This window comes from Pseudomonas cremoris (assembly GCF_014230465.1).
On the sequence record NZ_JAAXCY010000024.1, the window covers coordinates 1 to 23,418 of the forward strand.

A 23,418-nucleotide genomic window follows, 5' to 3' on the forward strand; every position below is an offset into this window, starting at 1 on the left:
TTCCGCTCTTACAGCGGCTCACGTTTGAAGAGCGCAAAAGTAAGCAAAACGCTTCGCCCCACCACTCGGCACCTCGCCTAGGCTCGGTGTGCCCTCTCTCCGGCTTGAATCCGTGGGCCGCCGCGATGGGCCATCCCTGGCCCAGCGCGGCTAACCCGGCGTCCTGCCGGGTTACCCACGGATTCAAGCCTGCGTTCGGCCAGCGTGGTTTAACGGGGCGCCTAGGATCAAGATCAAGATCAAAAACAGAGCCAGAGCCAGAGCCGAAGCAAACCGAGGTCTGCCTGATATATGGAGATCCAAATGTGGGAGCGGGCTTGCTCGCGAATGCAGTGTGTCAGTCAGCAAATTAACTGGCTGATCCACCGCATTTGCGAGCAAGCCCGCTCCCACATTTTTTGACCGCGTCCGGCCTCCATACCCTGTGCAACCAGCTCCTACAGTTTGACCCAATGCGACACACACATACCGGTCGGCTATCAGGCCGCCGCGCTCTTGCTTTTAATCTGAGGCGCCCCGTCAAACACGCTGGCCGAAGTGAGGGCACACCGAGCCTAGGCGAGGTGCCGAGTGTTGGGGCAAGAGCCCTTTGGTTACTTTGGGCTGGGCCGGCATTCCGGCTCTTTTCCAAAGTGACCCGCCGTAAGGGCGGAACCCATATCAGCCGTTACCTAAATAACGGATATGTACACCATCAACACCCCCCCCCCATACAAAGGCAACTCATAAGACTTCTTAACCGTCCTAACCACCAACGTCGACGAATAAGTACGAATCGGAATCTCCCGATAAGTCTCCAGAAACCGATAGATGTAATCGGTGTACTCCGTGGCATCCCTGAACTTGGCAACCATCACAAAATCAAACTCCCCCGTCATCAGGTAGCAGTCCTGGATCTCCGGGTGGCTGGCGAGGATGTGTTGCATCTTGCGGTCAATCCCGTTGCTGTCCTTGTCCAGCTTGATCAAAAAAAACGCGGTCACCTGGATGCCCAACTTGTGCTCATCGAGTACCGCAACCTTGGCCTTAATAATCCCCACGCTTTCCATACGGCGGATGCGTCGGTAACAACTGGTGGACGACAGCCCTACGCTGTCGCTCAACAAGTCCAGGCTCTGGCCGCAATCCTTTTGCAGCCTGCCCAGAATTTTCAAATCCATGGCGTCTGTCATCGGTTGAAAATCGTCCTTGAAAATTGCAATGAATCCGTCGCGAAGACGGGCCAATTTGCACAAATCCTGCGCAGTGGCTCCTTAACATCGATTCAGCTTAGCAGCCCAGCCAACACCTGGCCCCAGGGCGGCATGAGAGGGATCTTATGATAGTCGCGAAACCGACATGGACCGCTGATATCCAAGGACTTTTCAGCGCGCCGTACTGGATACCCGCCGCAGAACGCGCCGCTGTGGCGGCCACGTGGGTGGGCTGCATGAATGCCTACGACGTGTTCCTGGAGGACCTCGACTCGGTCAAGATCTGGTCGCTGACCATTTACCAGCACCTCGCCTCGCGCAACATGCCGCTGACCACTGACGCACAGCAATTCTGGCCCATCGACGCGTTGGAAACCTTTCGCCTGTGGGTCAACCAGGGCTGGCGGCGGGACAGTATTTCGCCGTTTGACCGGGCCGAACGCATCCCGCCACCGGCGCTGCCACACCCGGTCAAGCGGGTGCGCCCGGACATCCGCGCCCTGAGCCCCGAACAACTGAACCTGTACCGCGCCAAGCTGGATGATGTGATGCACATTGGCGATCCAGACGGCGGCTCACCGTGGCAGCGCTACGCCTACATCCATACCAATTGGTGCCTGCATTACCAGGAAGCCTTTGCCCTGTGGCATCGCGCCTACCTGCTGTATCTGGAGGCGTTGATCGACTGCCCGATCCCGTATTGGGACTGGATGGCCGAACATGCCAGCGTCGATGGCAGCCCCGAGGCCGGGTTGCCCCAGGCGTTTCTCGATGAAACCTACGTGCACCCGCACACCGGCGAAGTACGGCGCAACCCGCTGCGTTATGCGGCAGCCAAGGATGGCCGCTCGAAAGTCTGCGCCAGCGGCAGCGTCGACGGTGTGGACTGCCTGTACGTGCAGCGCAATCCGTTGTTCTACACCCAGGGCGAAGTGTTCCGCGTTGAGCGCACCCAGTTGTATGGCATGAGCCGGATCTTCCAACAGCAGGTGATCGACGCCCTCGCCTTCACCACCTTCAGCCAGCCGCAAGGGGTGCCGGGCTATCCGTGGGCCAACATCACCACGTTCGACCCGCCGCAACCGGACAACCTGTACCCCAACCGCGCGTTGAATTTCGACGGGCTTTACGAGCAACCCCACGACAACTATCACGGCTGGATCGGCGGCGACATGGCCGACAATGCCTACACCGCCTTCGACCCGGTGTTTTGCTCCTACCACGCCAATATCGACCGCATGCTGGAGGTGTGGATCCGCGCCAACCCGGCGGCGCAGTACACCACTCAGTGCCTGTTGCAGCCCTTCGCCGGTCACGCAGCAGATGAGGTGACCTTCACCAGCGCCGAAGCCTGGCGCTACACCACGCTGGGTGACATGGCCCAGGACAGCCGGCATATCGGCTACGACTACGGTACGCCGGTGGCGCCACAGTTCGGCGCAGCCAAGCCCGCAGCGTGCTGCCAGGCGCAAGCGACAAACACCGGCCCGTGGGTGGTGTTCGACCATGTGCGTTGCACCCACGACACCTTTCTGATCGACGTCTTTCTCAATCAGCCCGATGCCACCGCGCAGCAGGTCAATTCTGACAACCCGCACTACGTCGGGCGTTTCAGCCGCATCGGCATGGGCCTGGTGGATGACAAGGGCCGTTGCATTACCCAGGGCGTATCGCGCGCGTTGAATGCGGCGCGCAGCACCAAGGCGCTGAACCTGGGACCGAGTGACGCGGCGCAGTTATCGCTGCGCGTAACCCACCTGGAAAGTGGCCAGGTATTGCCCCCCGACGCGTACGCGCCACTGCCTGGTTTTACCGCCCAACTGGTGTGGGACGACCCACGCCACACCTCTGCCGGTCCCGCTCCGGGCGCCGGTTGCTGTGCCACTGCTGCATCTACCCACGCTGGAGAATCGACATGAGCACGCCGTTCAAGCAATTCACCTCGCCCGCCGAACAAGCCCCCAAGGACTACAACCGGCTGGGCCTGGAAAATCAGCTGCCGCAGTTTGAAACGGACTGGAACAACAACGTCACCGGCTGGACCCAGATGTCGGTCATCGGCAACCCCTGGTCGAACCTCAACGACGCCCCGCGCTCGGGGTATTACAACCCGCTGGAAAGCGGCTACGGCACGCTGACCCCAGTGACGATCATCTGGCAACCGTTCCCCAATCGGCTGTGGACGTTCTTCTATAACAATGGCGCCGCCGTGGTGCCCCAACTGAATGGCCAGGCCATGACCCTGGACCAAGTGATGCAGTTGACCGACCACGGCCAGATCACCCTCAACGGCACGCTCTATTCGCTGTACCCGGACCCGGCCGCCACCCAGCTGCAGATCCCCAGCGTGCTGTGCAAGTCCATCAACTGGAACGGCCCCTACGCCGACTTCTCGCCCAATGGCCCACGGGGCTGGCTGGATGAGTATTGCGAGTGGTCGATCACCCGCGACCCCAACGGCAATATGCGCAGCATCCAGTTCACCAGTGAGAACCCGGCGTATTTCCTGACCATGTGGAACATCGACCCGAACGCGGTGCTGGGGCTGTACCAGGGGTACGTCGACCCGCAGGTAAAACTCGAAGACCTGTACCTGCGCTACACCGCCGACGGTCCCACCGGCAAAGCCGGCGACCCGGTGATCGATGAGACCACGGGCCGTCCTGCCTACGACACCGTGAACAAATGGAATTCGGGTACCGTACGGCTGCCGGGTGTATCGGGCGGTGCGATGCACCTGACGTCCGGCCCTAACACCCTGAGTGCAGAGATCTACCTGGCGGCCGCGGCCACGATCCTGCGGCCGATCAAAAGCAGCGCCAACCAGCAAAGCCTGATCTGCTGCGCCCAATATGGGCAGAACTACCGCAACTCCGACCCGCATATCGGTTTTTCCGCCAACCAGGCGGCGGTCAAGAACCTGCTATCCCTGACCAACCCCATCGGCCTGTACCTGCAACAACCCAAGTCCTTCAGCACCTGGAAAGGCCCGCAAGGCCAGGATGTGAGTGGTTATTGGCGCGTCACGCGCGGCAGTGCCGGCACGGGGCCGAACGCGTCCGACCAGATCCTGCAGGCGGTCTTCGAAGTGCCACTCAGTGCAGGGTTCTCGATCAACGACATCACCATCAACGGCACGCCGATCGACTATGTGTGGGTGATCGCCGAGCAGCTCGACGTAGCCCTCAGCGTGACCCCGGCGCCGCTCACCGCCACGCCCGGCGAAAGTGACTGCGTGGCGGCGAACAACACCGATGCGCAACCCTGGCCGGTGCAATTGCTGCCGCTGGACTTGTTCTACGGCCAGTCGCCCACCGACTTGCCCGCCTCGTTGGCACCCGGTTCATCCGGCCAGTTCGTGCTAGTGGTCCAGGGCGCCGACCTCAAGACCACAGCGGCGAACGCACGGGTACAGTTCTCCAACCCAGGGGTCACGGCTCAGGTCACGCAGTTCCTGCCGGATGCCTCGGCGATTCCCGGGCAAACCGACGGAGGCGGTACCCAGGGCTACATCATGACCATCAACGTGAGCAGCACGGCCGCGCCGGGACTGGTTACCGTGCGCGCCCTCAACCCTGCCGAAGCCGCCAACCCCAGCGCCACCCAGCACCCGTGGGAAAGCGGCCTGGCTCTGGTGCCCGACGCCTGAGTGCCACCCGCCGCCCATGCCAGGCATGGGCGGCTTCCCCAAAGCCTTGAGCAAGGAATGCAATCATGTACGGATGGCCTCGCCCGCTTCGCCGGGCACGCTTGAGTATGTTGGGGTGGCTGGCCTGTGCGCTGCTGCCCCTGCTGGCGCCACAACCGGCCAGCGCGTCGGACGCGCAATCGTGCGTCCAGCAACTGGTGTTCAACCCTGCCAGCGGTGGGTTTCTACCCGTCAATAACTTCGGTACCGAGCAAGCGTTTCTCAACTGTTTTGGCTGGCAGTTGTTTATCGCGATGAACTGGCCGGTCAACCCTGGCTGGCCCGCCAACCCGGCCCTGGCGGGAGAGCCCGACCCCAACAGCAGCGCCGCACACTTCGGCGTACCGTCGACGCCCGGCCAACCGATGAGCAACGCGCCGGTATGGGCCAGCTACAAGGACGCCAGCGACATCTTCCTGCCCGGTGCTGCCAAGCCCTCCGGCTGGGGCGTGCAAACCCTGGTGCCGTCCAATTGCACCGCCAGCAACACCCTCAAGGCGTTCTCGTCGGGAGCACGCAAGTTCATCACCGCCACCTCGGAAAGCGCGATCAACCGTGCGCATCGCTTTCACCTGTCCAGCGGCACGCAGGTCACCTTGCCCGATTCGATCATGGAAGCCTCCGGTGGCTGGCTGACGGATCAGGCCGGCAACCTGGTGTTTTTCGAGCGCAAAGTCGGCAAGGCGGAGTTCGACTACATCGTCGACAACGGTCTGTACGACGCCGCCAACCAATTGATCGTGGCGCAGAACAGCGACAACCGGCACCCGGCAGGCCTGTCGTTGCCGGCCGGCAAGCTAGTGCGTGAACTGCCGACCAACGCCCTGCCTCAGGAAGAACTTGGCGCCCTGGAGCTCAAGGCCGCTTGGCGTGTGCTCACCAACCAGCCGCAATTGTATGGACGCTACCTGACCACCGTGGCCTGGCTGCAACGCCCCGACACCCTCAAATGCACCCAGGAAGTAGTGGGCCTGGTGGGCCTGCACATCATCAACAAGACCCAGACCCAGCCGAATTTTATCTGGACCACTTTCGAGCAAGTCGACAATGTGCCCGACGCCGGTGACACGCCGCCGCCCCAGGGCTACACGTTCAACAACCCAGCCTGTACAGGCGACGCCTGCACGCCGAACGTGGCGCGGGTGCAATGCGACGCCACCCACACACCGCCCAATTGCACCCCACTTGAGCAACCGGTGCAGGCCACTCGGGCCAATGCCTTGCCACAGGACATGCAGGCGCTGAATGCGGCAGTACAGCAGACGTTCGCCCAGCAGACCCAAGGGCAATCGGTGTTCCAGTACTACAAACTGGTGAATGTGCTGTGGTCCAAGACGCCCAACGCCCCCAACGAACCAGGGCCGGGGCCGAACGTGAAGACGCCGTTGTCCTATGGGCCGTACGTCAGCGATCAAAGCGTGCCCGTGGCCAACACCACCCTGGAAACCTACGTGCAGAACGACAACTGCAACGATTGCCACCAATACGCGGCCATTGCCGGTAAATCCAACCTGGCCTCGGACTTCTCGTTCCTGTTCGGCAATGCCGATTCGGCGAAAAACACCCGCCTGATCAAGCGCATCGAAGGCTTCAAGACCCTCAAGGATGATCACTAAAAAAAGGGGCGATCATTGATCGCCCCAAACGGTTACATCGAGAGGTCCTTCAAAAGTCCTACAGGCTGATTTGCTTGCGCTCCTCATCCGTCAACCGTGCTCGCGCCTGTTCACCCAGCGGCCCGGCACCCAGCACTTGCACCGGGCTGTTGGGGTTGTAGCCCGAGGTTTTCTGGCCTTCCTGCGGGCTGCGCTCAACCGGCTCGCTGCCAAAGCTCAACACTTCCACCGTGACAATCGAGGGGCGGCCTTGCTTGGCCGCTGCCTGTTGGCTGCGCGCCGCGTCTTCGGCTGCCTGAGACGCCGCTGCGCCCGCAGCACTGGCCGAGCTCATGGCGCCGGTGTTGACGGCGGCTGTCACCGGCACCCCGGAAGACTTGCCTTGAGTCTGGATGTTCGCCGCGTTCACCACCCGCAACGCGGCAATGTTGATGTTGCCCGACACCCGGATGCCCGCCTCGCCCGCATCGATGGTGCCCAACGGGGCGATCAGGTCGATGTCCCCCGCCGGCACTTCCGGAATCGGGTTCAACGTGGCGATCCCCGCGCCGGTGCTCGGCACCGACGGCGACAGGCTCACGTTGCCCCAGTTGTCGTAGACCCGCTTGGGCGGCGTGTACACCACGGTGGTCTTGGAACCCCGCCCGGCGTTGATATCACCCTCGGCGGTCCAGCCCATGATCGAGCCGCCAAAGGTGGTCATGATGCGGCTTTGGCCCAGCAGGATGCTGCCCAGGGAGTACAGCTGGATATCGCCTGCGCCCTGGGTAATCACGCCCGCCGTCGACGGTGGTGCCGCGCCTTCGATACCGAAGGTCTGGCTGCCACCTGGGGTGAGCATCTGGATCGAGCCACCGAAGTTGGTGTGCACGCCCGCGCCGCCGAACATCGTGATGTCGCCTTTGTAGGTGATCGGATTACCGGCCACGTCGCGCTCGGGGAACAAAGCTGCGATCGCCGCGCGGCCCCGCAGGTAACTGCCCTGGCGCACGCTGCCATCCTGGTTGTATTCGCGCCCTGCCGCCTTGAGTTCGGCGAAGTACACGTCGCGGGCAAACACCCGTTGCTGCTCGGCAGGCAGTGCTGCGTAGTAGGCGCGAGCCTGTTCGGCGGTGCCGGCAAAACCGAAGCGCTCGGCGAGCCAACTGACCAGTTCGTTTTCGTAAGTCTTGGCCACTTTGCCGCCCTGGATCGACTCACCCGGTTGCGCCAGGTTGGCAGGGTTCAGGTAAGCCTCGACGAAGCGCAGGTAGTCAGGGCCGCTGGGACCGACACCGGCTTGCATGACGATGCTTGCGCCGGGGCGGGTGTCGCCGGGTGCCACGGCACCCACGCTGTTCACGCCAACCTTGTCTTCCATCAGGATCGTGCGCCCCGCGGTCAACTCCAGGGTGCCGGGGCCTGCGACGTTGAAACTGCTGTAGAGAATGTCACGTCCGGCACTGACCACCGAAATATCCGTAGGGCCGTTATGCACGAACAGGTTGCCGGTGGTGGTATAGAAACCGGTGTTCCCGTCGCCGCCGCTGGCGCCACTGAGCAGGGTGCCGCTCCTGACGATATCGCGTCCGGCCAACATCCAGACCGGGCCCGCGCCCTCGTAATAGGTCTGCCTGTAGCGCGGATCGCTGGATGTCGTGATCGTGATCTGACGCCCACTGTTCACCCCCAGCAGGTCACCGCTCAACGCATAGAACCGTGCAGGTTCCAGGTCATCGCCCCACGCCAGGCTGGCGGTGTTGGCGCCGAAGGCGAACAGCGGATGGAGCCCCAAGCGCACCACGCTGCCATCGCTGGACACGTTGCCGCTGCCCACGACTGGCCGCCCATTTGCCAGGAACCCCATGAACGCCGGGTTCAGGATGGTCGCCATGCTAGCCGGGGCCGCACTGGAGCGGCTGACGGTCAGGTCACCCCCGTAGATCGAATCCCCTGCCAACAATTCCAGTTGCCCATTGCTCGACGGCGCCAGCACCAGCGCTTTGACGGCGGGTACGTTGGCCCCGTCCTGCGCCGCCGCACGTCCGTAATACAGGCTGCCACTGGCGGCGACCGCACGCAGGGTGGCGGGATAGACCGCCGCCATATCGGTTTCCAGCGTCTGGGTCAGTGGCGTGAGGTTGCCCCCTGCGGAGAACAGGTCCACCGCCGTGCGGTCGGTCCACAGGCTGAACCAGTTTTGCGCAAACCCGTCCGCGAAGCCCGAAGCGTTCATTTGTGGCGCCCGCCCAGGGTCGGCCACCTCCTGCACCACCAGGTCGCCACGGGTCGCCAGGCTGAAGGTCGCATCCCCCGGCAGCAGGCTCATGCCGCCGCCCGGCAAGGCGGACGTCGAGCGCAATGGATCGTACGCACGCACCTCGCTGGGGCTCTGCTCTCGGTTCTGATTGCCATAACGCAAGGTCAGGCTGCCCAGCGCACCGCCGGTCAACTGCACATGCCCGCGCAGGTCCACCAACGCCCCATTGAGTTGGTCGATGGCGTACCCGGCGGCCGGGTTCACAACCCCCCCCACCCGCAGGTTCAGGTCGCCACCACCGGTCAGTTGTACGCTGCCGTCAGCCGCTACGCGCCCCGTACTGCCGACCGCCAAGACCAAGCCTTGGCTACGGGCGTTGACAGCGTTGTCGCTGCTGCGCACAGCGGTGAGGACACCCGCATTCCCGTCTACGTCGACATTCAGATTGCCACCGCCCAAGGTCCCAAAGCCGGTGAAACCCACCATCTGGTCGGTCTTGCCCGTTATGCCGGCGGCATAGGACCCGAAGTTGATCCACCAGGCAGTGGCTTGTGCCTGACTGCCGGTCAATCCGTTGCCTTGGCGCCACAGCCAGTTACCGACGTTGACGGAGTCATGGTCAAGATCATTGACCGGGCGCCCGACGCGTACGGATGCCGCACTGAGGGCGTTACCGCTAAGGTTTCCACCCACTTTCAACAACAGGTTGCCGCCCCCATTCGGGTACCAGGCGCGATAGAGGCTTTCGGTTCCGCCATCGACCAGCTTCTCGTTGCCACCCGCCGCATTGCTCAAGACCTTGCCATTGCTGCCCACGGCGCGCTTGAGGTTATACGGGTCATTGGCCGACGTACCGGTGGACGAACTGCCGGCGGTGTAGACACCGAACAGCGACTCCATGCTCAGGTTCCCCGCAGCCAACAGCTCCAGGTCTGCCGCGCCGGTACGCACCACGCTGAAGCGGGTGCTGCCGCCTGACTCCAAGGTGTAGGCACCACCACCCGAAGCGCAGTACTCAGGGAAGTCATCACACATTCCAGGGTATCCATCGTTGTCGAAGTCGATCGGTTCGCCGGCCCTGCTGGCGTCGCCAAACCAGTCGATGGCGCCCGCCTCTGTCCACACCAGCGCGCCTTCGCCAGCCACCCCGAACATCCCGTAATGGCTGTCGGCAAGGCGCAAGTTACCGGTGGATGGATGCGGCTGCAGCAGGCGGCTGTCTGCCGCCTGCGTATCGGCCCCGGCCACCAGGCGTATCGACCACGACTGCGAGCCCTCTTCCAGCATCTTCGCAACCGCCCAGTTTTTGCCCTGGCGTCCGGCATCGGCGACACGCAGCGCTACCGACTCCACGCCGCCCGGCAGTTTGACGTTGGTACCCGACGGCAACAGCGCACCGCGTGGCAGGACTTTATCGCTGGCCAAGGTCAGGTTTGCAGCCAACGGCACGCCTTTGGGCCAGGTCATGCTATCGAAGCTGGCTCGGCTGCCCAGCAGCGTGCCAGCTTCCAGGACGGTGCCAGCGGCGAGCGTCTGGTTCTGGCTCAGCAACGTGCCGGCGGCAAACAAAAGCGTGCCGGATGCATCGTGGATATCCGCCGCCAACACCGTCCCGGCCTGAAGCTCCAGGGTTTGAGTGAGCTTTGCCGCGACAGGCAAGCGGGTTCCCTCAGGCAGCGACAGGGCATTGGTCTGCACATCGAAATTCAGCGTGATACCGGCGGGGAACTGCGTGCCAGCTGCCAGGGTCACGCCGCTGCCCGGCACCACCACCGTGCCGCCGGTGTAGTCAATGCCGGCACGCAGTACCCAGCCATTGTCATCGTCAGTCTCAGCTGGCGTTGCAAAGCCGTCATTGATGCTGCCGTAGATATTCAAGTCGCCACCGGCGCGCAGGGTCAGGCTGCCGGCTTCGGTCAACTGCGGCGATTTGAGGCTGGCATAGCGGTAGCCGGACAGGTCCAGGTCGCCTTGCACCACCAGGTCGCCGTCCGGAGTCTTGCTGATGATTTCCACCCCAGGACGCACGTGGAACACGTCGCCGTAGGTCGCGTTGTTCAAGCCGGCGAGTTTGTTTTGCAGCAGGTTGTTGTTGCTCAGGACCGCCTCGATGAACTTGGTACTCAACTCATGCTTTTTGTCCAGATAGGCCTTGTCGATCGCCTGGTAGGGGCGCCCGCTGGGTGTGTCGTCGGTTTTGGTGGGGGCATCGTCGTAGCTGATCATGCCGTTGAGGGCGATGGAGCGTGCACCCTCGATCGTCAGTTGCCCGCGGGCGTCAATCGCGATGTCATTGCTGGTGCCGTCCGGGTTGATAATCCGCGGGGCGTTCAGCTCCAGGGTGCCACGGTTGCGCCCGTCATTGCCGGTGGCGTCGGTGCCGTGGCGCAGGTCGATACGCGCGCCGTCGGCCAGGGTCAGTTGGCCGTTGCCGGAGCCCAGCACCACAATGGCGCGGTTGGGCGAGTCAATGATCTGGCCATAGCTGTCCACCCGCAATTGCGTGCCGTGGGCATCGAGTACTGCGCTGCCATCCAGGGTCAGGCCGTTCTTGGCCGCCAGGTTGATATTGCCGACCCGCTGGCCGCTGGCGTCCACCCGTCCGGTCACCCGCAGGCTGCCGTTGTCCACCGACACATTGACGGTGTTGGCCTTGACGTCATTGCCGATGACCAGGTCGCCCTGCTTGAGCTGGAAGCTGCGCGCACCGTACACCTGGCCACTGTTGAGACGCTGGTTGAGCGCCGCGAACTGCTCGGTGAGGGTACCGCTGGTGCCCAGGCGTTGGGCCTGGATCTCCACCGTGCCCGCCAGGTACGGCACACGCGTGCCGCCAGCATCGTAGTCACCGCTGCTGCTGGCGACGATCTTGCCCGCCAGGTCGACGATCCCCGCCGCGCCATCCACCGCCACGGCGCGCAGCTTGCCCGCCTGGTTGTGCTGCGCCGACAGGTCGATGCTCGAACCGGCCGCCTGCAACACATTACCCGCGCGGCTTTCCAGCAGCACTTCGCCGCCGGCGCTGTATTTGGTCAGGTCGTTAAAGGCAATGGCACGGCCGGCCACATCGATCAATGAGGTGTCGGTCAACACCACGTCGCCCCGCGCGCCCAGCGTCACCTTACCGCTGGGCAATACCACGGCGCTGGCCAGGCGAATGCTGTCGCCTTGCAGTGAAAGCTCGGCGCCATATCCCTCTGCCTTGCCCACCGGGCCACCCGAGGAACGAACGTCAATGACGCCACCGGCGGTGATGCGATTCACCGAGCCGGCCTCACCGGTCATCAGCGGCGTGACGATGTTCAGGTTGCCGCCCGTGTAGGCAAATCCCTTGAGGGGGTCGTAGGCGCCCTGGCTCTGGTACACCGACAAGCTGCCCTTGTGGTTGGTGGTGATGCGCTGGCTGGCATTCAAATTGACGTTGGCAAAGCCCAGTGCCAGGCGATCAAAGGATGCGGTTCTACTCGGCTGGGCAAAGTCCCCGTAACCGAATTCGATGCGCTCGGCGTTGATATCCAGGCGCCCGCTACCGGTGCCGGCTCCATCGGTAATCGCGGGAATAGGCCGCGCCTCGGCGCCCTGCCAGATCAGGTTGGCGGTGTGGATCGTCGCCACGTCATTGGCGCTGCCCGAACCATAGATCGCCGGAGTGGAGATCATCAGGTTGTTCAGCAAGGACTTGCCGGTCACCGCGTCGTAGGTGTCCAGGGTGGTGGTGCCGTAGAAGTTGAAGCTGTCACGTGCGGACAGTTGCAGGGTTTCCAGCGCCGGGGCGCCGAACTGGGTGTCACCGCGCAGCAAGCGTTCAAGCAACTGCTGGCTGAGGGTCATGCCCGTTGGCAGGCGCTTGCCCGCCGCCGCCTCGGCCAAGGCTTCGGGGCTGCCAACGTTGATGCTCGACACCCCCACGTTCAGGTGACGGGTGCCGTAGCGCAGTTCGTCGCCCATCTGCAGGCTGCTGTCGGTGAGCGCAACAATAGAGCCCTCGGAATACAAGGCGGTCTGCCCCGTGCAAGCTGCACTGTTACATACGCCCAGTTGGATGCCCGCACTGGCGTCAGGTTGCTGCGCACCGATCACGTTAAGCAAGCCGTTAGACACCGCCAACATGTTAGCCACGCTGTAGATGAAGCCGTCTCGCGCGTCATAACTGGCCTTGCCACGGCCAATGGTATTGATCGAGGCACCCTGCTCGACGACGATGTTACCGGTGGAGGTCAGCATCAGCACTTCCGGCGCTGCCAGGGTCGCGCCCTCCCTCAAGATAATCGACCCGGTGCTGCCTTTGGTGGCAAGGATGTAGTTGCCGCCCTGACCGTACCTGACCAATGTCATCCCACCGATCACCAAGCGTGAAGCGCCTAAGGCGTTAAGGCTTTCAGCGGCCACGCTGACGCCCCTGAAATCGGCGCTGGCGCCCTTGCCCGCCGCCACGATCTCGATTCTGTTTCGGGAACCATCCGCGTTGATAAGGGCTACGGTGCCTCCGTAACCGCCATCAGCGGCCTCGAAGCGGCCGATACCCTGGAACGAAAACGCATCAACCCCCGCCCCCGGGCGCAACGCCAATTGCAAGGTCTTGGCATCCACCGGCAGCAATGCGCGCGGTATACCGAGCTTGGCCGCATCGGCTACCGCGTACTGCGCGTAGCTCATTTCGTTGTACTGGGAGTAACGGCGCAGGGTGTCAGCCGACGTCAGGATGACTTGGCTGGCCGTGCTGTTGCTGATGCCGGTATTGGCGATTGACAGGCGCCCAGCGGTGGACCATGAGCCATTGCGCATTTGCTGGGTTGCACCGAGGCTGCCCAGGCCTGCCAGGCCATTGATTTCCACGCGGAAAGCGCCCGGCATCAGGGCATAGGTTGACGGCATCAGGGTATAGGTGCCCGCCGCCAGCCCCGGCACGCCGGCGCCGATGGTGATTTGCTGGCCGATCATCGGGTCCACTGCGCCGCCTTCCGGCGCCACGGGCGCATAGCCTGGCTGCACGCCCGGCACAATGGCATAGACCGGGTTGGTCGCCAGCCCCGGCAGGCTGAAGCCGCCGTTCACGCCAAACTGCACCAACGGGTTGTAGCGTGCATCGGTAGAACCGCCACGCCCGGAAATAAACCCGGCGCCGAGCAGCTCGCCACCACCGGACAAATCCACGGTTGCGTCAGGCTGCACGACCACTGACTGGCCACCCAGAATCATCCCGACATACAAACCGCCTGCTTCGTTTGCACCGCCTTGCCCGAGGAACGTCACCGTCTTGCCGTTGTACTTGTAGACCTGGCCATCCACGGTACCGCCATAAGGCAGCACCAAGCCCTTGCCGCTTACCGAGGTCAAGCTGCCCGGCAACAACTCCACACGGCTGGAACCGAGGTTGCCAATCTCGATCAAGCCCAATGGGGCACGTATTACCCCGCCCTGTTTGATGGTCGCGCCGCCCAACTGCAAGCGACCAAATGCCGAGAACGGGATGGCTGCGTTGCTGTCGCCCGTGCGAGCGATGGTCAAGGTGCGCGTGGGGTCGTAGTTGAAACCCGTGTCATTGGCGGGCTTGCCATTCAGATAACCGGCCAGCACCCGGGCACCGACCTCTGTCGCCGGATACAACTGCGCCGCGCGCAGGGTCATGTCGCCCTGAGTCATCAATTGGGTACTGATCCCCTGGGCAACCACGTCCGCACCGGCGCCAGCGAGGAAGCGCAGGTCACCCTGGCTCGTCAGCTGTACATCATCAAACCCGCGACGTTCCAGGCTGATTTGCGCGTTATTGGCCTGCGCCAGGTTGCTGTTGTTGCCAAACAGCACGCTACCTCGCACATCGATCAGGTTCGCGCTGGCATTGAACTGCGCGGTGGTTGCCAACTGGGACGGGTTGGCCAACGCCGGTACCGCACGCACGTAGGCTTCTTTACCGGTCTCTGCGGGGGCCAGAATGCCGGCCAACAACAGGTACGGCGCCGACAAGTTGACACGCGAATGGCTCGCGGCCCCTTCACTGAGGTTATAGCTGGTGCTGTAAAGCCGCAGGCTTTGGCCCATGTTCAACGTCACATCACCGTCAAAACTGAGCAAACCGTTGCTGAGCAGGGCCAGGTTGTCAAAGCCCCCGGCGGTGATCTGGTCCACGCCGAGGCGGCCATGGCCGTACGCAAGGCTGACGGCGGCGGGGTCGGCATCGCCCGGCAATGCGCTGGCTTGATGGGTTTGACTGAGGACCAGTTCACGCACCTTGAGCACGCGGTCGTTCACCGCGTTTTTGGCGTAATACGGACTTTCCAGCGCCAGCGACAAGCTGCCGCCCGCCGCGCCCGCGCCACCGGCCCGGGCCACAAAGCTGCCGTCCAGATACAAACCGTTGTTGGATGCAAAACTGATGCTGCCGCCATTACTGGCCACCGCCACCCGGCCCTGGCCTGGAACATCAAGCACAGCCTGGGTACCGGACGCGTCTAACCGCGCGCCCTCGCGCACCACCACAAACACATCGCCGGCCTTGGCAATGCCAGTGGCCAGGTCGATCTGGCCGCCGATGCTGATCGTGCCACCGTTGCTGACCCGACCATAAATATCGCCACGGTTGTTCACCGCCGTGATCGCTCGCGATGCGACATCGATCAGCGCGTTTTCGCCCACCCAGATCGAGCGATCATGGCCAATGGCATTGGGCTGTTCCCACGTCTGCTGTGATACCGTCAGGCCACCCAGGCTGACACTGCCACCCCAGGCATTCAGGGTGCCGTTCAAGGTCAACTGGCCGACGCTGCGCAGGCTGATACCCTGGCCGGGATCGACATTGATCACGGCACCGTTGCCGACGGTCAAGGCGGTGGTTGCCAGGTGTGCCGCGGTGGAGTCCTTGGAGCCGGCCGTCAGGGTCAGGCTGGCGCCACGGCGCTGGCTCAACACGCCTTGCACGGGGTTTTCCTGGTAGAGCGCCGGCGTCCAGCGCTCAAGGGCCGAAGCCGGGTCGCTGCCGCTGGGCGTTGCCAACGTCTGCTCACCCAGGTGCAAGACCGGCACGGTGACGTCCACCTGCGTGCCGTCCGTGACCAACAGCCCCTCATTACCGGTGATGTCGTAGGCCGAAAAGCCCTTGTTGAAGAAGTCGCCGGCCAGTTGCAACGTGCCGGTACCCGGCGCCGTGGCGCTATCGCCGATCTGTACTTTGCGCGCCTGCAGGGCCAGGATGCCGCCACCGCTGACGCCATAACCGCGAACCTCGCCGTCCATGGCCAATGAACCCTGCGCTGCCAGGGTCACGTCGCCGCCCTTGCCGCCGCTGAGCTTGCCATCCACACCCAAGGTGGCGCCCGAAGAGGCGTCCACCACACTGCCGGTCGCCAGGTTCACATCGCCGGTGCTGCGCAGCGACACCTTGCCGCCGTTCACATACGCCACGCCGTCGCGATTGTTCGGGTCGAGCACCAGGTTGTTCCAACGCCCGGTGGCATCCAGCTTGACGCCTGCTGCCACATCGACCCGCCCGCTACCAGGCGCGATCACATCCCCTACGGTGTTACCCGAGTTGAGATTGATCTGATTAAGGATGTTGCCCGCGTTGATACTGCCGCCGTGGGCCGTGAGGTTCGCGTTGATAGCGACCCCTGGCCCGAACAGGGTGATATCCCCACCGTCCGCCACGCTCAGTGCGCCGTTAACCGTAATCTGCTGCTTGGCGCCGACCTTGATTGCGCCCAACTGGAAGCCGCTGAGTTGGTCGCTGTCGAGTACCAGCTTGCCCTGGCGATCCGCTGGCAGCGCCGTGGTGAGGTCCAGGCCTTCGGCGATCTTTTGGATATTGCTGTCGATCAGCACATTGTCAGCGGTGCCGTTCAGGGCATAGCGCAGGGTACCGGTGGTCTTGTTGTAGATCGGTGTGTACTGGCCAATGATCAACTGCGCGCGCTGGGCCATCGCCTTCTGCGACTGTTGGTAACCGTCAAGGTTGATATTCGGCGCCTGGGTCTGGCGGTCCCCTTGAAACACATCGCTGATCACCTGGCCTTCCAGCACTGCGCTGCTCGTGCCGACTACCAACTTGCCTGCATCGCGACCCACCGTGTAGCCCGACTCATAGCGACGCTGCTGAGCGACCAACGGATTGTAGAAATACTCGGTCTGGCCCCAGCGGGCGCTGGTGGATTCATAGCCCTTGTAGATGCCCGAATACAGAATGTCGCCCGGCGCGCGTGACAGCTCATACAACCGGCCATCCGGCCCTTTGAGCCAGGTTTGCTGGATGTAACCAGCCTGCACATCCACGGTGCCGCCCGACAGGTTGATGTGCGCGCCCTGCTGAGTCACCACGTCCTTGCCGGTGAAGGTCACGGTGCCGCCCTGGGCCATCCATTCGCCCACCGAATGGCCTTGGGTGCCAAGGTAACCACCGACTTCCAGCAAACCGCCGGCGGTGTACCAGCGGTCTGTTGCGTAGCCATTGGTGCCGGCCGGGACGAACACCAGTTCACGCAGGTCAACCCACACGTCGTTGTTGATCAGTTGCCCATTGTCGCGGTTGACCGGCGCATCACGCTGTTCGTTGCCCTGCACGTTTATCTTGATGTTGTTGGCTTCCATCGACACCTTGACGCCGATGGCGCCCGACACGTCGATCATTGCGCCATCACGCACCAGGCTGCGCCCAGCGGCACTGACGGCAACCTGGCCACCGGTGGCCAAGGTAATCGAGCCTTTCTGGAAGTCCACGGTGCCGCCGCTGACGATCTCGATGCGCGACTGATCGGTACGGTCGGCCACGCCGCTCAAATTGTTGAAGGCCCCAGTGATCAGAGGGTTACCCAAGCCATCAAACTGAGTCAGGCCGTTGTTTTTTTGGCTGTCGAGCGCGGTGCTGCCACTGCTGTCCAGCAGGATGGCGGTGGTGCTGCCCTCCCCCAGGGTCACGCTGCCGGTGGTGTCGGTGGCGGAGTTGAGCAGGTGAATGGTGCCGCGAGTATCCACCGAGGTACTGGCCAGGGCCACGCCGTTCTGCAGCACTTGATGACCGGTCAGGGTGATGTCGCCGGTAGAAGCCATGATCAGGCCGCTGTTGGTAACCTTGCCGGCAGTGCTGCCAGCCTTGAGGGTGGTGGCCACTTCATTGCCACGAGTGGTGGAGCGGTCGTTGCCGCTCGTACCGACGCCCTTGCGGATGTAGAAGCTGTCGCCCGCCGCTAGGGTGGTCTGGCCCTTGGCTGTAATGATGGTGCCGGCGTTCTCTACCTCGGAACCCAGCAACAGGGCGTAACCACCGGAGTCTGTGGAGGTGGCCGGGCTGTGGGTCTGGATCAACGCGCCGCGTTGCACCTCGACCTTGCCCGCCGCATCGGTAAAGGTTGGCTGGGTGCCGGTGGCGTCCACGTAAATGCCGCGCTGGGTGAACTGCTCATCGGTGATGTTCGCGGCGGCGGCCACCAGGTTGCGCACGTTGACCTGGCTGGTGCCGCTGAACACCACGCCGTTGCGGTTCATGATCATCACGGTGCCGGCGCCGTTGATCTGGCCCTGGATCTCACTCGGCCGTGCATTGGGATCGTTGACGCGGTTGAGCACGGCCCAATTGGACTGCTGCTGGAAATCCACGGTGGTGTTACGCCCGACGTTGAAGGTTTCCCAGTTGAGAATCGCCTTGTCGGCGGTCTGCTCGATGGTGACCGTGGTCTTGCCGCCGGATTGGGCCTGGGTCGGGTTCTTGGCGTTGGTCCAGCCTTGGGTGAGGCTGTTGTCGACTTGCAGGCCGCCCTTGCCGAGGCCATCGGGAACGTTCGATACCTGGCCGAACGCAGCTTGTCGCCCTGCCGCCTGCGCTGCCTGCTGGGCGGCAATCGCCGCGACGCTGGTGTTGAGCGTGCTGATTGAGCGCGCCAACTGCTGGTTGACCCGTGCCTGCTCGTTCAACGAAGGAATTCCCGGCACCTGCCCGCCGTTCACGCGTGCCGCCGTGGTCGCTTGAGACGCACCTTTCTCGGCAAACCAGCCGGCACTGAACGCCGTGGCGGCATGGGCGTTACCCGCCACCATCAACAAGGCGATGGCCTGCGCCAGGGGCTTGAGGCGCAACACAGTCTGGGCTTTGCGGTTTACCGTTGGTTTGCAGCGGACCATCTGGAAATTCCTTGTTTGTTATCGCACATGTGTCATCGCACAGCGGGCAAGACACGCTCACGTATGAGGGTTAGGCGGTTGGCGCAAGGCACGACTGAACTTCTGTCATGCAAAGTTCATATAGGGCTGGTAACGGCAGGCAGAAACGCAAAAATCAGCAACGGCCTGGGCCGTTGCTGATCAGGTGTTGCAGGTCGCTAAGGCGTCGATTACTGAGGACGACCTTTGCCGTTGCAGACGTTGGTGTTGCCGATGCTCAGGGCATTGCTGGCGGTCAGGAAACTGGCACGAACAGCGGCTTTCCAGTTGGATGGCAGCGGTACGAACGCGTTGGCTTCGATGGCGGCATCGTTGTTGGCAGAGGTGCCATAGTGCTTGGTAAAGAAGTCACGCACTTGGCCGGTCTGAGTGGCGTTGGCGTAGCACTGGCTGAAGATCAGGTTGGTGAAGCCCAGGATCGGGTAGCCCGAGTCTGGGTAAGCCACTACACCGCCACCAGTGGTAGCACCGAACACTGGCACCCACACGTCAGGGTTGCCACGGTCAGCTGCAGCTGGCAACGGTACGACGCTGATGGCAGCACTTACGTTAGCAGCGGCTGGCGACTTGCCTTCGACGGCAACACCGTTGACCACGCCCTTGCCAACTCGGGCAACCTTGGTAGCGTCGTCCAGGCCAGCCAGGGTTGGGGCGGCGAAGTCAGGGCTCATGTAGGTGATGCGGCCTTCAGCGACAGTGGTGTCGTTCAAGGCAGCCATTACACCGTCGCTACCGGTAGCGGCAACAGCACCGGCCAGCGGCGTCAGACCGAGGCTGTAGCTGTTGGCGAACGTCGTGGTGACGGCAAAGGTGCCCGGTTCAGTGGTGCACTTGGCGTTCAGGAAACGGGTGAACAACTCAGTGGTGCCGCTGCTTTCAGCGCGATAAACCACTTGGATCGGACCGCTACGGCCTGCGCCGGTAATACCGCTCCAGTCAGCGATACGGCCAGAGAACACACCGCACAACTCTTTGACACTCAGGTCAACCGCGTTGGCACCTGCCTTGCGGAAAGGGATTGCAACGGACGTGGCCACCGAAGGCACTTGGATCAATTTGCCCCAGCCCGGCTCTTTGTCAGCAGCGTAGGTCGCCAGCTCAGTCGCGGTCAGCTTGGAGTCGCTACCGGCCCAGTGAACGTTCTTGGTAGTGTCGGTGCCGAATTGGTTGTACTTGTTTTCCAGGAACGCGATTTTGCCTTTGCCGCTGCCCACGCCGATGTACGGGGCGAAACCGGCAGTCAATACGTCAGGGGTCAAGTACAACTTTTGCGGCAAGGTCGCGCCGCCGCCGTTGATGTCAGCCATTGCAGCCTGGGCCGAGCACAGTGCAGCGAGGGTCATGGATACCGCGAGAACGTTGCGCTTAAACATGAAGAATCTCCTTTCGTCGTGTTTGTACGTTTGGGGTAGATGGCTCTTGCATGACGCCATGGCTTCGGTCCCAAGCCTGAAGCGGGGGTGGCCAGGGGTGAAAACCATGGAGAGAAAGTCGCAGTTTCCGATGACGTTTGTGGGAAAAAACCTCGGGAGGAAATCCTTGATTTTAAAAAGATTCTCGGGTGTTTTGGTCATGGTTTTGAGCGGTTTGGACGCAGGTGACAGCGAGGTTTCAACGGGCACGGTTGGAGGCGGCATAAACCTTGGTATGTGACGGAATGAGGAACCCGAGGTTGGGCGGGAGACTGAAAACACAGAGCTCCCACATTTTTTGATTGCGCGTGTTCAGGTGACGAGCTGGTTGATCTCGATGATCGGCAACAGCACGGCCATGACGATAACCAACACCACCGCCCCCATCACCACGATCATCAATGGCTCCAGCAACGCCGTCATGCCCATTGCGCGGCGTTCGATATCACGGGACAGCGTTTGCGCCGCCCGCTCCAGCATCGGCGGCAGCGAGCCGGTCTTTTCGCCGCTGGCGATCAGGTGGATCAGCACCGGCGGGAACACCTTCTCCACCGCCAGCGCTGGCGCCAGGTTGACGCCTTCGCGCACTTTGGCGGTGGCGTCGCTGACGCACTGATCAAGGCGGTCATTGGACAAGGTTTGCCGCGCCGCTTCCAAGGCACGCAGCAACGGCACACCGGCGCCGCCCAGAATCGCCAGGGTCGAGGCGAAGCGCGCCGTGTTCAGGCCCAACACAAAGCGCCCGATCAACGGCAACCGCAGCACCCGGCTGTGCCAATTCAGGCGCGCCACGGGATTGCGCAAATACAGGCGCCAGCTCCAAAAACCGCCGACGATGCCGGCAAAACACAACCAACCCCAGGCGCGGATAAAGTCGCTGGCATTGAGCATCGCCAAGGTCAGCCCCGGCAGGTCCTGGCGCGCCTGGGAAAACGCGCTGACCACCTGGGGCACCACGTAACTGAGGAGGAAAATCACGATGCCGATGGACACCAACCCCACCACACCGGGGTAGATAAACGCGGTAAGAATCTTGCCCCGCAGGTTGTTGCGCTCCTCGATGTAGTCGGCCAGGCGCTCCATCACCTGGGCCAGGTCACCCGACTCCTCCCCCGCCGCAATCAACGCGCGGTAGATCGACGGGAAGTCCCGTGGCCGTGCGGCCAACGCATCGGCCAGGCGCATGCCGCCGCGCACATCGGCGCGCACCGCGCTCAAGGTCTGGGCGATGTGTTTTTTCTCGGCCTGCTCCACCGTCGCACTCAACGCGGCTTCCAACGGCAGGCTGGCACCCAGCAGGCTCGCCAACTGGCGTGTGGCCCAGGCCAGGTCGTTGTCCGACAGCTTGGCGCTGAACAGGCTACTGCCGCCGGTGGTTGGCTGATTGCCTTCGAGCTGCACCAGCAGTGCGGTCAACCCCCGGCTGCGCAAACTGGCAAACGCCGCGCTTTGGCTGTCGGCCTCCACATGCCCGGACTCGACCTTGCCGCTGGCATCGGCGGCCTCGAAGCGATAGCGATTCATCAGGCGTCCCGTGTTACGCGCAGGATTTCTTCGGGCGCGGTGGCGCCGCTGCGTACCCAGCGCTCCCCGTCTTCACGCATGCTGAACATCCCGGCGCGGCGGGCCGCCACGCGCAGGTCCTGCTCGTTGGCGCCCTGGTGGATCAGGCTGCGTACATCGTCGTCGACGCAGAACAACTCATGGATACCGGTACGCCCGCTGTAGCCGATGCCGTTGCACTGCGCGCACCCCACCGGACGCCAAGTGCCGGGGGCGGCCGGGTCTTCCTGCTTGCAATGCGGGCACAGGCGGCGCACCAGGCGTTGGGCCAATACACCGAGCAGCGATGAGGCGAGCAGGAACGGTTCGACCCCCATATCGATCAGCCGGTTGACCGCCGACACCGCATCGTTGGTGTGCAACGTCGCCAGCACCAGGTGACCGGTCAGCGAGGCCTGTACCGCAATTTGCGCGGTCTCAAGATCTCGGATCTCGCCGATCATGATGATGTCCGGGTCCTGGCGCAGGATCGCACGCAGGGCCAGGCCGAAAGTCATGTCGATCTTGGCATTCACCTGGATCTGGCTGATGCCCGGAAGGTCGTATTCCACCGGGTCTTCCACGGTGAGGATATTGCTGGTGCTCGCATCCAACCGCGCCAGGGCTGCATACAGGCTGGTGGTCTTGCCGCTGCCGGTGGGGCCGGTGACCAGCACGATGCCGTGGGGTTGGCGGATCAACGTGTCCAGGCGCGCCAGCAGTTGCGGCTCCATGCCCAATGTCTCCAATTGCAGGCGACCCGCCTGCTTGTCCAACAACCGCATCACTACCCGCTCGCCATGCCCGGTGGGCACCGTCGACACCCGAATATCAATCGGCCTGCCCGCTACGCGCAGGGCAATACGGCCATCCTGGGGCAGGCGTTTTTCGGCGATGTCGAGCTGGGCCATGATCTTGATGCGCGACACCAACGCGCCGTGCAGGGCCTTGCGGGGTGAGACCACGTCGCGCAGGGTGCCGTCGACGCGATAGCGCACCACGGAGTGGGTTTCGTAGGGTTCGATGTGGATGTCACTGGCCTCGTCCCGGGCGGCTTGGGTGAGCAAGGCGTTGATCATGCGGATCACCGGGGCACCGTCCTGGGTGTCGAGCAGGTCGGTGACTTCGGGCATGTCTTGCATCAGGCGGTCGAGGTCGACCTCGTTTTCGGCGGCGCCCACGACGGCGGCGGCGCTGCCGGTGTCGGCGTAGGCGCTGGTGAGCAGGCCGTCGAGTTCGTCATCGCGGACCTGTTCGATGTGGGACTGGCCGAACTGGCGTTGGACTTCGCTGATGGACCAGCCGGGGGTTGAGGGGCACACCGTGAGTAGCATGCCCTCTTCGTTAGAACGCAGGAGGATGCGTTGGGATTTGGCCCAGGCGTAAGGTAGCAGGCTCATTGGGTTGGCCCTGTTTGTAGGTGTACATATCCGTTGCTGTTGTAACGGCGGCTATTGGTTCCGCTCTTACAGCGGCTCACTTTTGAAAAGCGCAAAAGTAAGCAAAACGCTCTTGCCCCAACACTCGGCACCTCGCCTAGGCTCGGTGTGCCCGGAATTCGACAGGGATGTGGGGGGCCGCCGCC

8 protein-coding genes are annotated in these 23,418 nt (G+C 63.0%); 3 read left to right on the forward strand and 5 right to left on the reverse strand.

Annotated elements, in window-relative coordinates:
* Positions 1-671: 671 nt before the first annotated feature.
* Positions 672-1,160 carry an Lrp/AsnC family transcriptional regulator gene (locus tag HF257_RS32880; RefSeq protein WP_185710919.1) on the reverse strand — a complete coding sequence of 163 codons (489 nt, stop codon included), beginning with the start codon at positions 1,158-1,160 and terminating at the stop codon, positions 672-674.
* 158 nt (positions 1,161-1,318) lie between these two features.
* Between HF257_RS32880 and HF257_RS32885 the strand changes: the two genes are divergently transcribed.
* The 3 genes from HF257_RS32885 (at position 1,319) to HF257_RS32895 (ending at position 6,497) form a co-directional block, all read left to right on the forward strand.
* Positions 1,319-3,112, forward strand: coding sequence for a tyrosinase family protein (locus tag HF257_RS32885; protein WP_185710918.1), 1,794 nt, complete (start codon positions 1,319-1,321; stop codon positions 3,110-3,112).
* Positions 3,109-4,842 (forward strand): hypothetical protein, encoded by a 1,734-nt coding sequence (locus HF257_RS32890; RefSeq protein ID WP_185710917.1) that lies wholly within the window; start codon positions 3,109-3,111, stop codon positions 4,840-4,842. Before HF257_RS32885 ends, HF257_RS32890 begins: the two co-directional genes overlap by 4 nt.
* Before the next feature lie 65 nt (positions 4,843-4,907).
* On the forward strand, positions 4,908-6,497 hold the full coding sequence (locus HF257_RS32895; protein WP_185710916.1) for a hypothetical protein: 1,590 nt from the start codon (positions 4,908-4,910) through the stop codon (positions 6,495-6,497).
* A 58-nt stretch (positions 6,498-6,555) separates the two neighbouring features.
* Here HF257_RS32895 and HF257_RS32900 read toward each other — a convergent pair whose 3' ends face one another.
* The 4 genes from HF257_RS32900 to gspE form a co-directional block, all read right to left on the reverse strand.
* The gene (locus tag HF257_RS32900) at positions 6,556-18,840 is read right to left on the reverse strand and encodes a filamentous haemagglutinin family protein (RefSeq protein WP_185710915.1); all 12,285 of its coding nucleotides are present in this window, start codon (positions 18,838-18,840) and stop codon (positions 6,556-6,558) included.
* A 209-nt stretch (positions 18,841-19,049) separates the two neighbouring features.
* Positions 19,050-20,252, reverse strand: coding sequence for a substrate-binding domain-containing protein (locus HF257_RS32905; RefSeq protein ID WP_185710914.1), 1,203 nt, complete (start codon positions 20,250-20,252; stop codon positions 19,050-19,052).
* Positions 20,253-20,603: 351 nt separating this feature from the next.
* Entirely contained in the window at positions 20,604-21,815 is a 1,212-nt protein-coding gene (gspF, locus tag HF257_RS32910; protein ID WP_185710913.1) for a type II secretion system inner membrane protein GspF, read from the reverse strand.
* Positions 21,815-23,233: a type II secretion system ATPase GspE gene (gene gspE, locus HF257_RS32915; protein WP_185710912.1), complete on the reverse strand. Its 1,419-nt coding sequence runs from the start codon at positions 23,231-23,233 to the stop codon at positions 21,815-21,817. The genes gspF and gspE overlap by 1 nt, the downstream gene beginning before the upstream one ends.
* Positions 23,234-23,418 lie beyond the last annotated feature (185 nt).

Coding starts and splice junctions, on each gene's coding strand:
- HF257_RS32885 (WP_185710918.1), top strand. CDS start 1,319: ATGATAGTCGCGAAACCGACATGGACCGCTGATATCCAAGGACTTTTC.
- HF257_RS32900 (WP_185710915.1), bottom strand. CDS start 18,840: ATGGTCCGCTGCAAACCAACGGTAAACCGCAAAGCCCAGACTGTGTTG.
- HF257_RS32890 (WP_185710917.1), top strand. CDS start 3,109: ATGAGCACGCCGTTCAAGCAATTCACCTCGCCCGCCGAACAAGCCCCC.
- HF257_RS32880 (WP_185710919.1), bottom strand. CDS start 1,160: ATGGATTTGAAAATTCTGGGCAGGCTGCAAAAGGATTGCGGCCAGAGC.
- gspF (WP_185710913.1), bottom strand. CDS start 21,815: ATGAATCGCTATCGCTTCGAGGCCGCCGATGCCAGCGGCAAGGTCGAG.
- HF257_RS32905 (WP_185710914.1), bottom strand. CDS start 20,252: ATGTTTAAGCGCAACGTTCTCGCGGTATCCATGACCCTCGCTGCACTG.
- gspE (WP_185710912.1), bottom strand. CDS start 23,233: ATGAGCCTGCTACCTTACGCCTGGGCCAAATCCCAACGCATCCTCCTG.
- HF257_RS32895 (WP_185710916.1), top strand. CDS start 4,908: ATGTACGGATGGCCTCGCCCGCTTCGCCGGGCACGCTTGAGTATGTTG.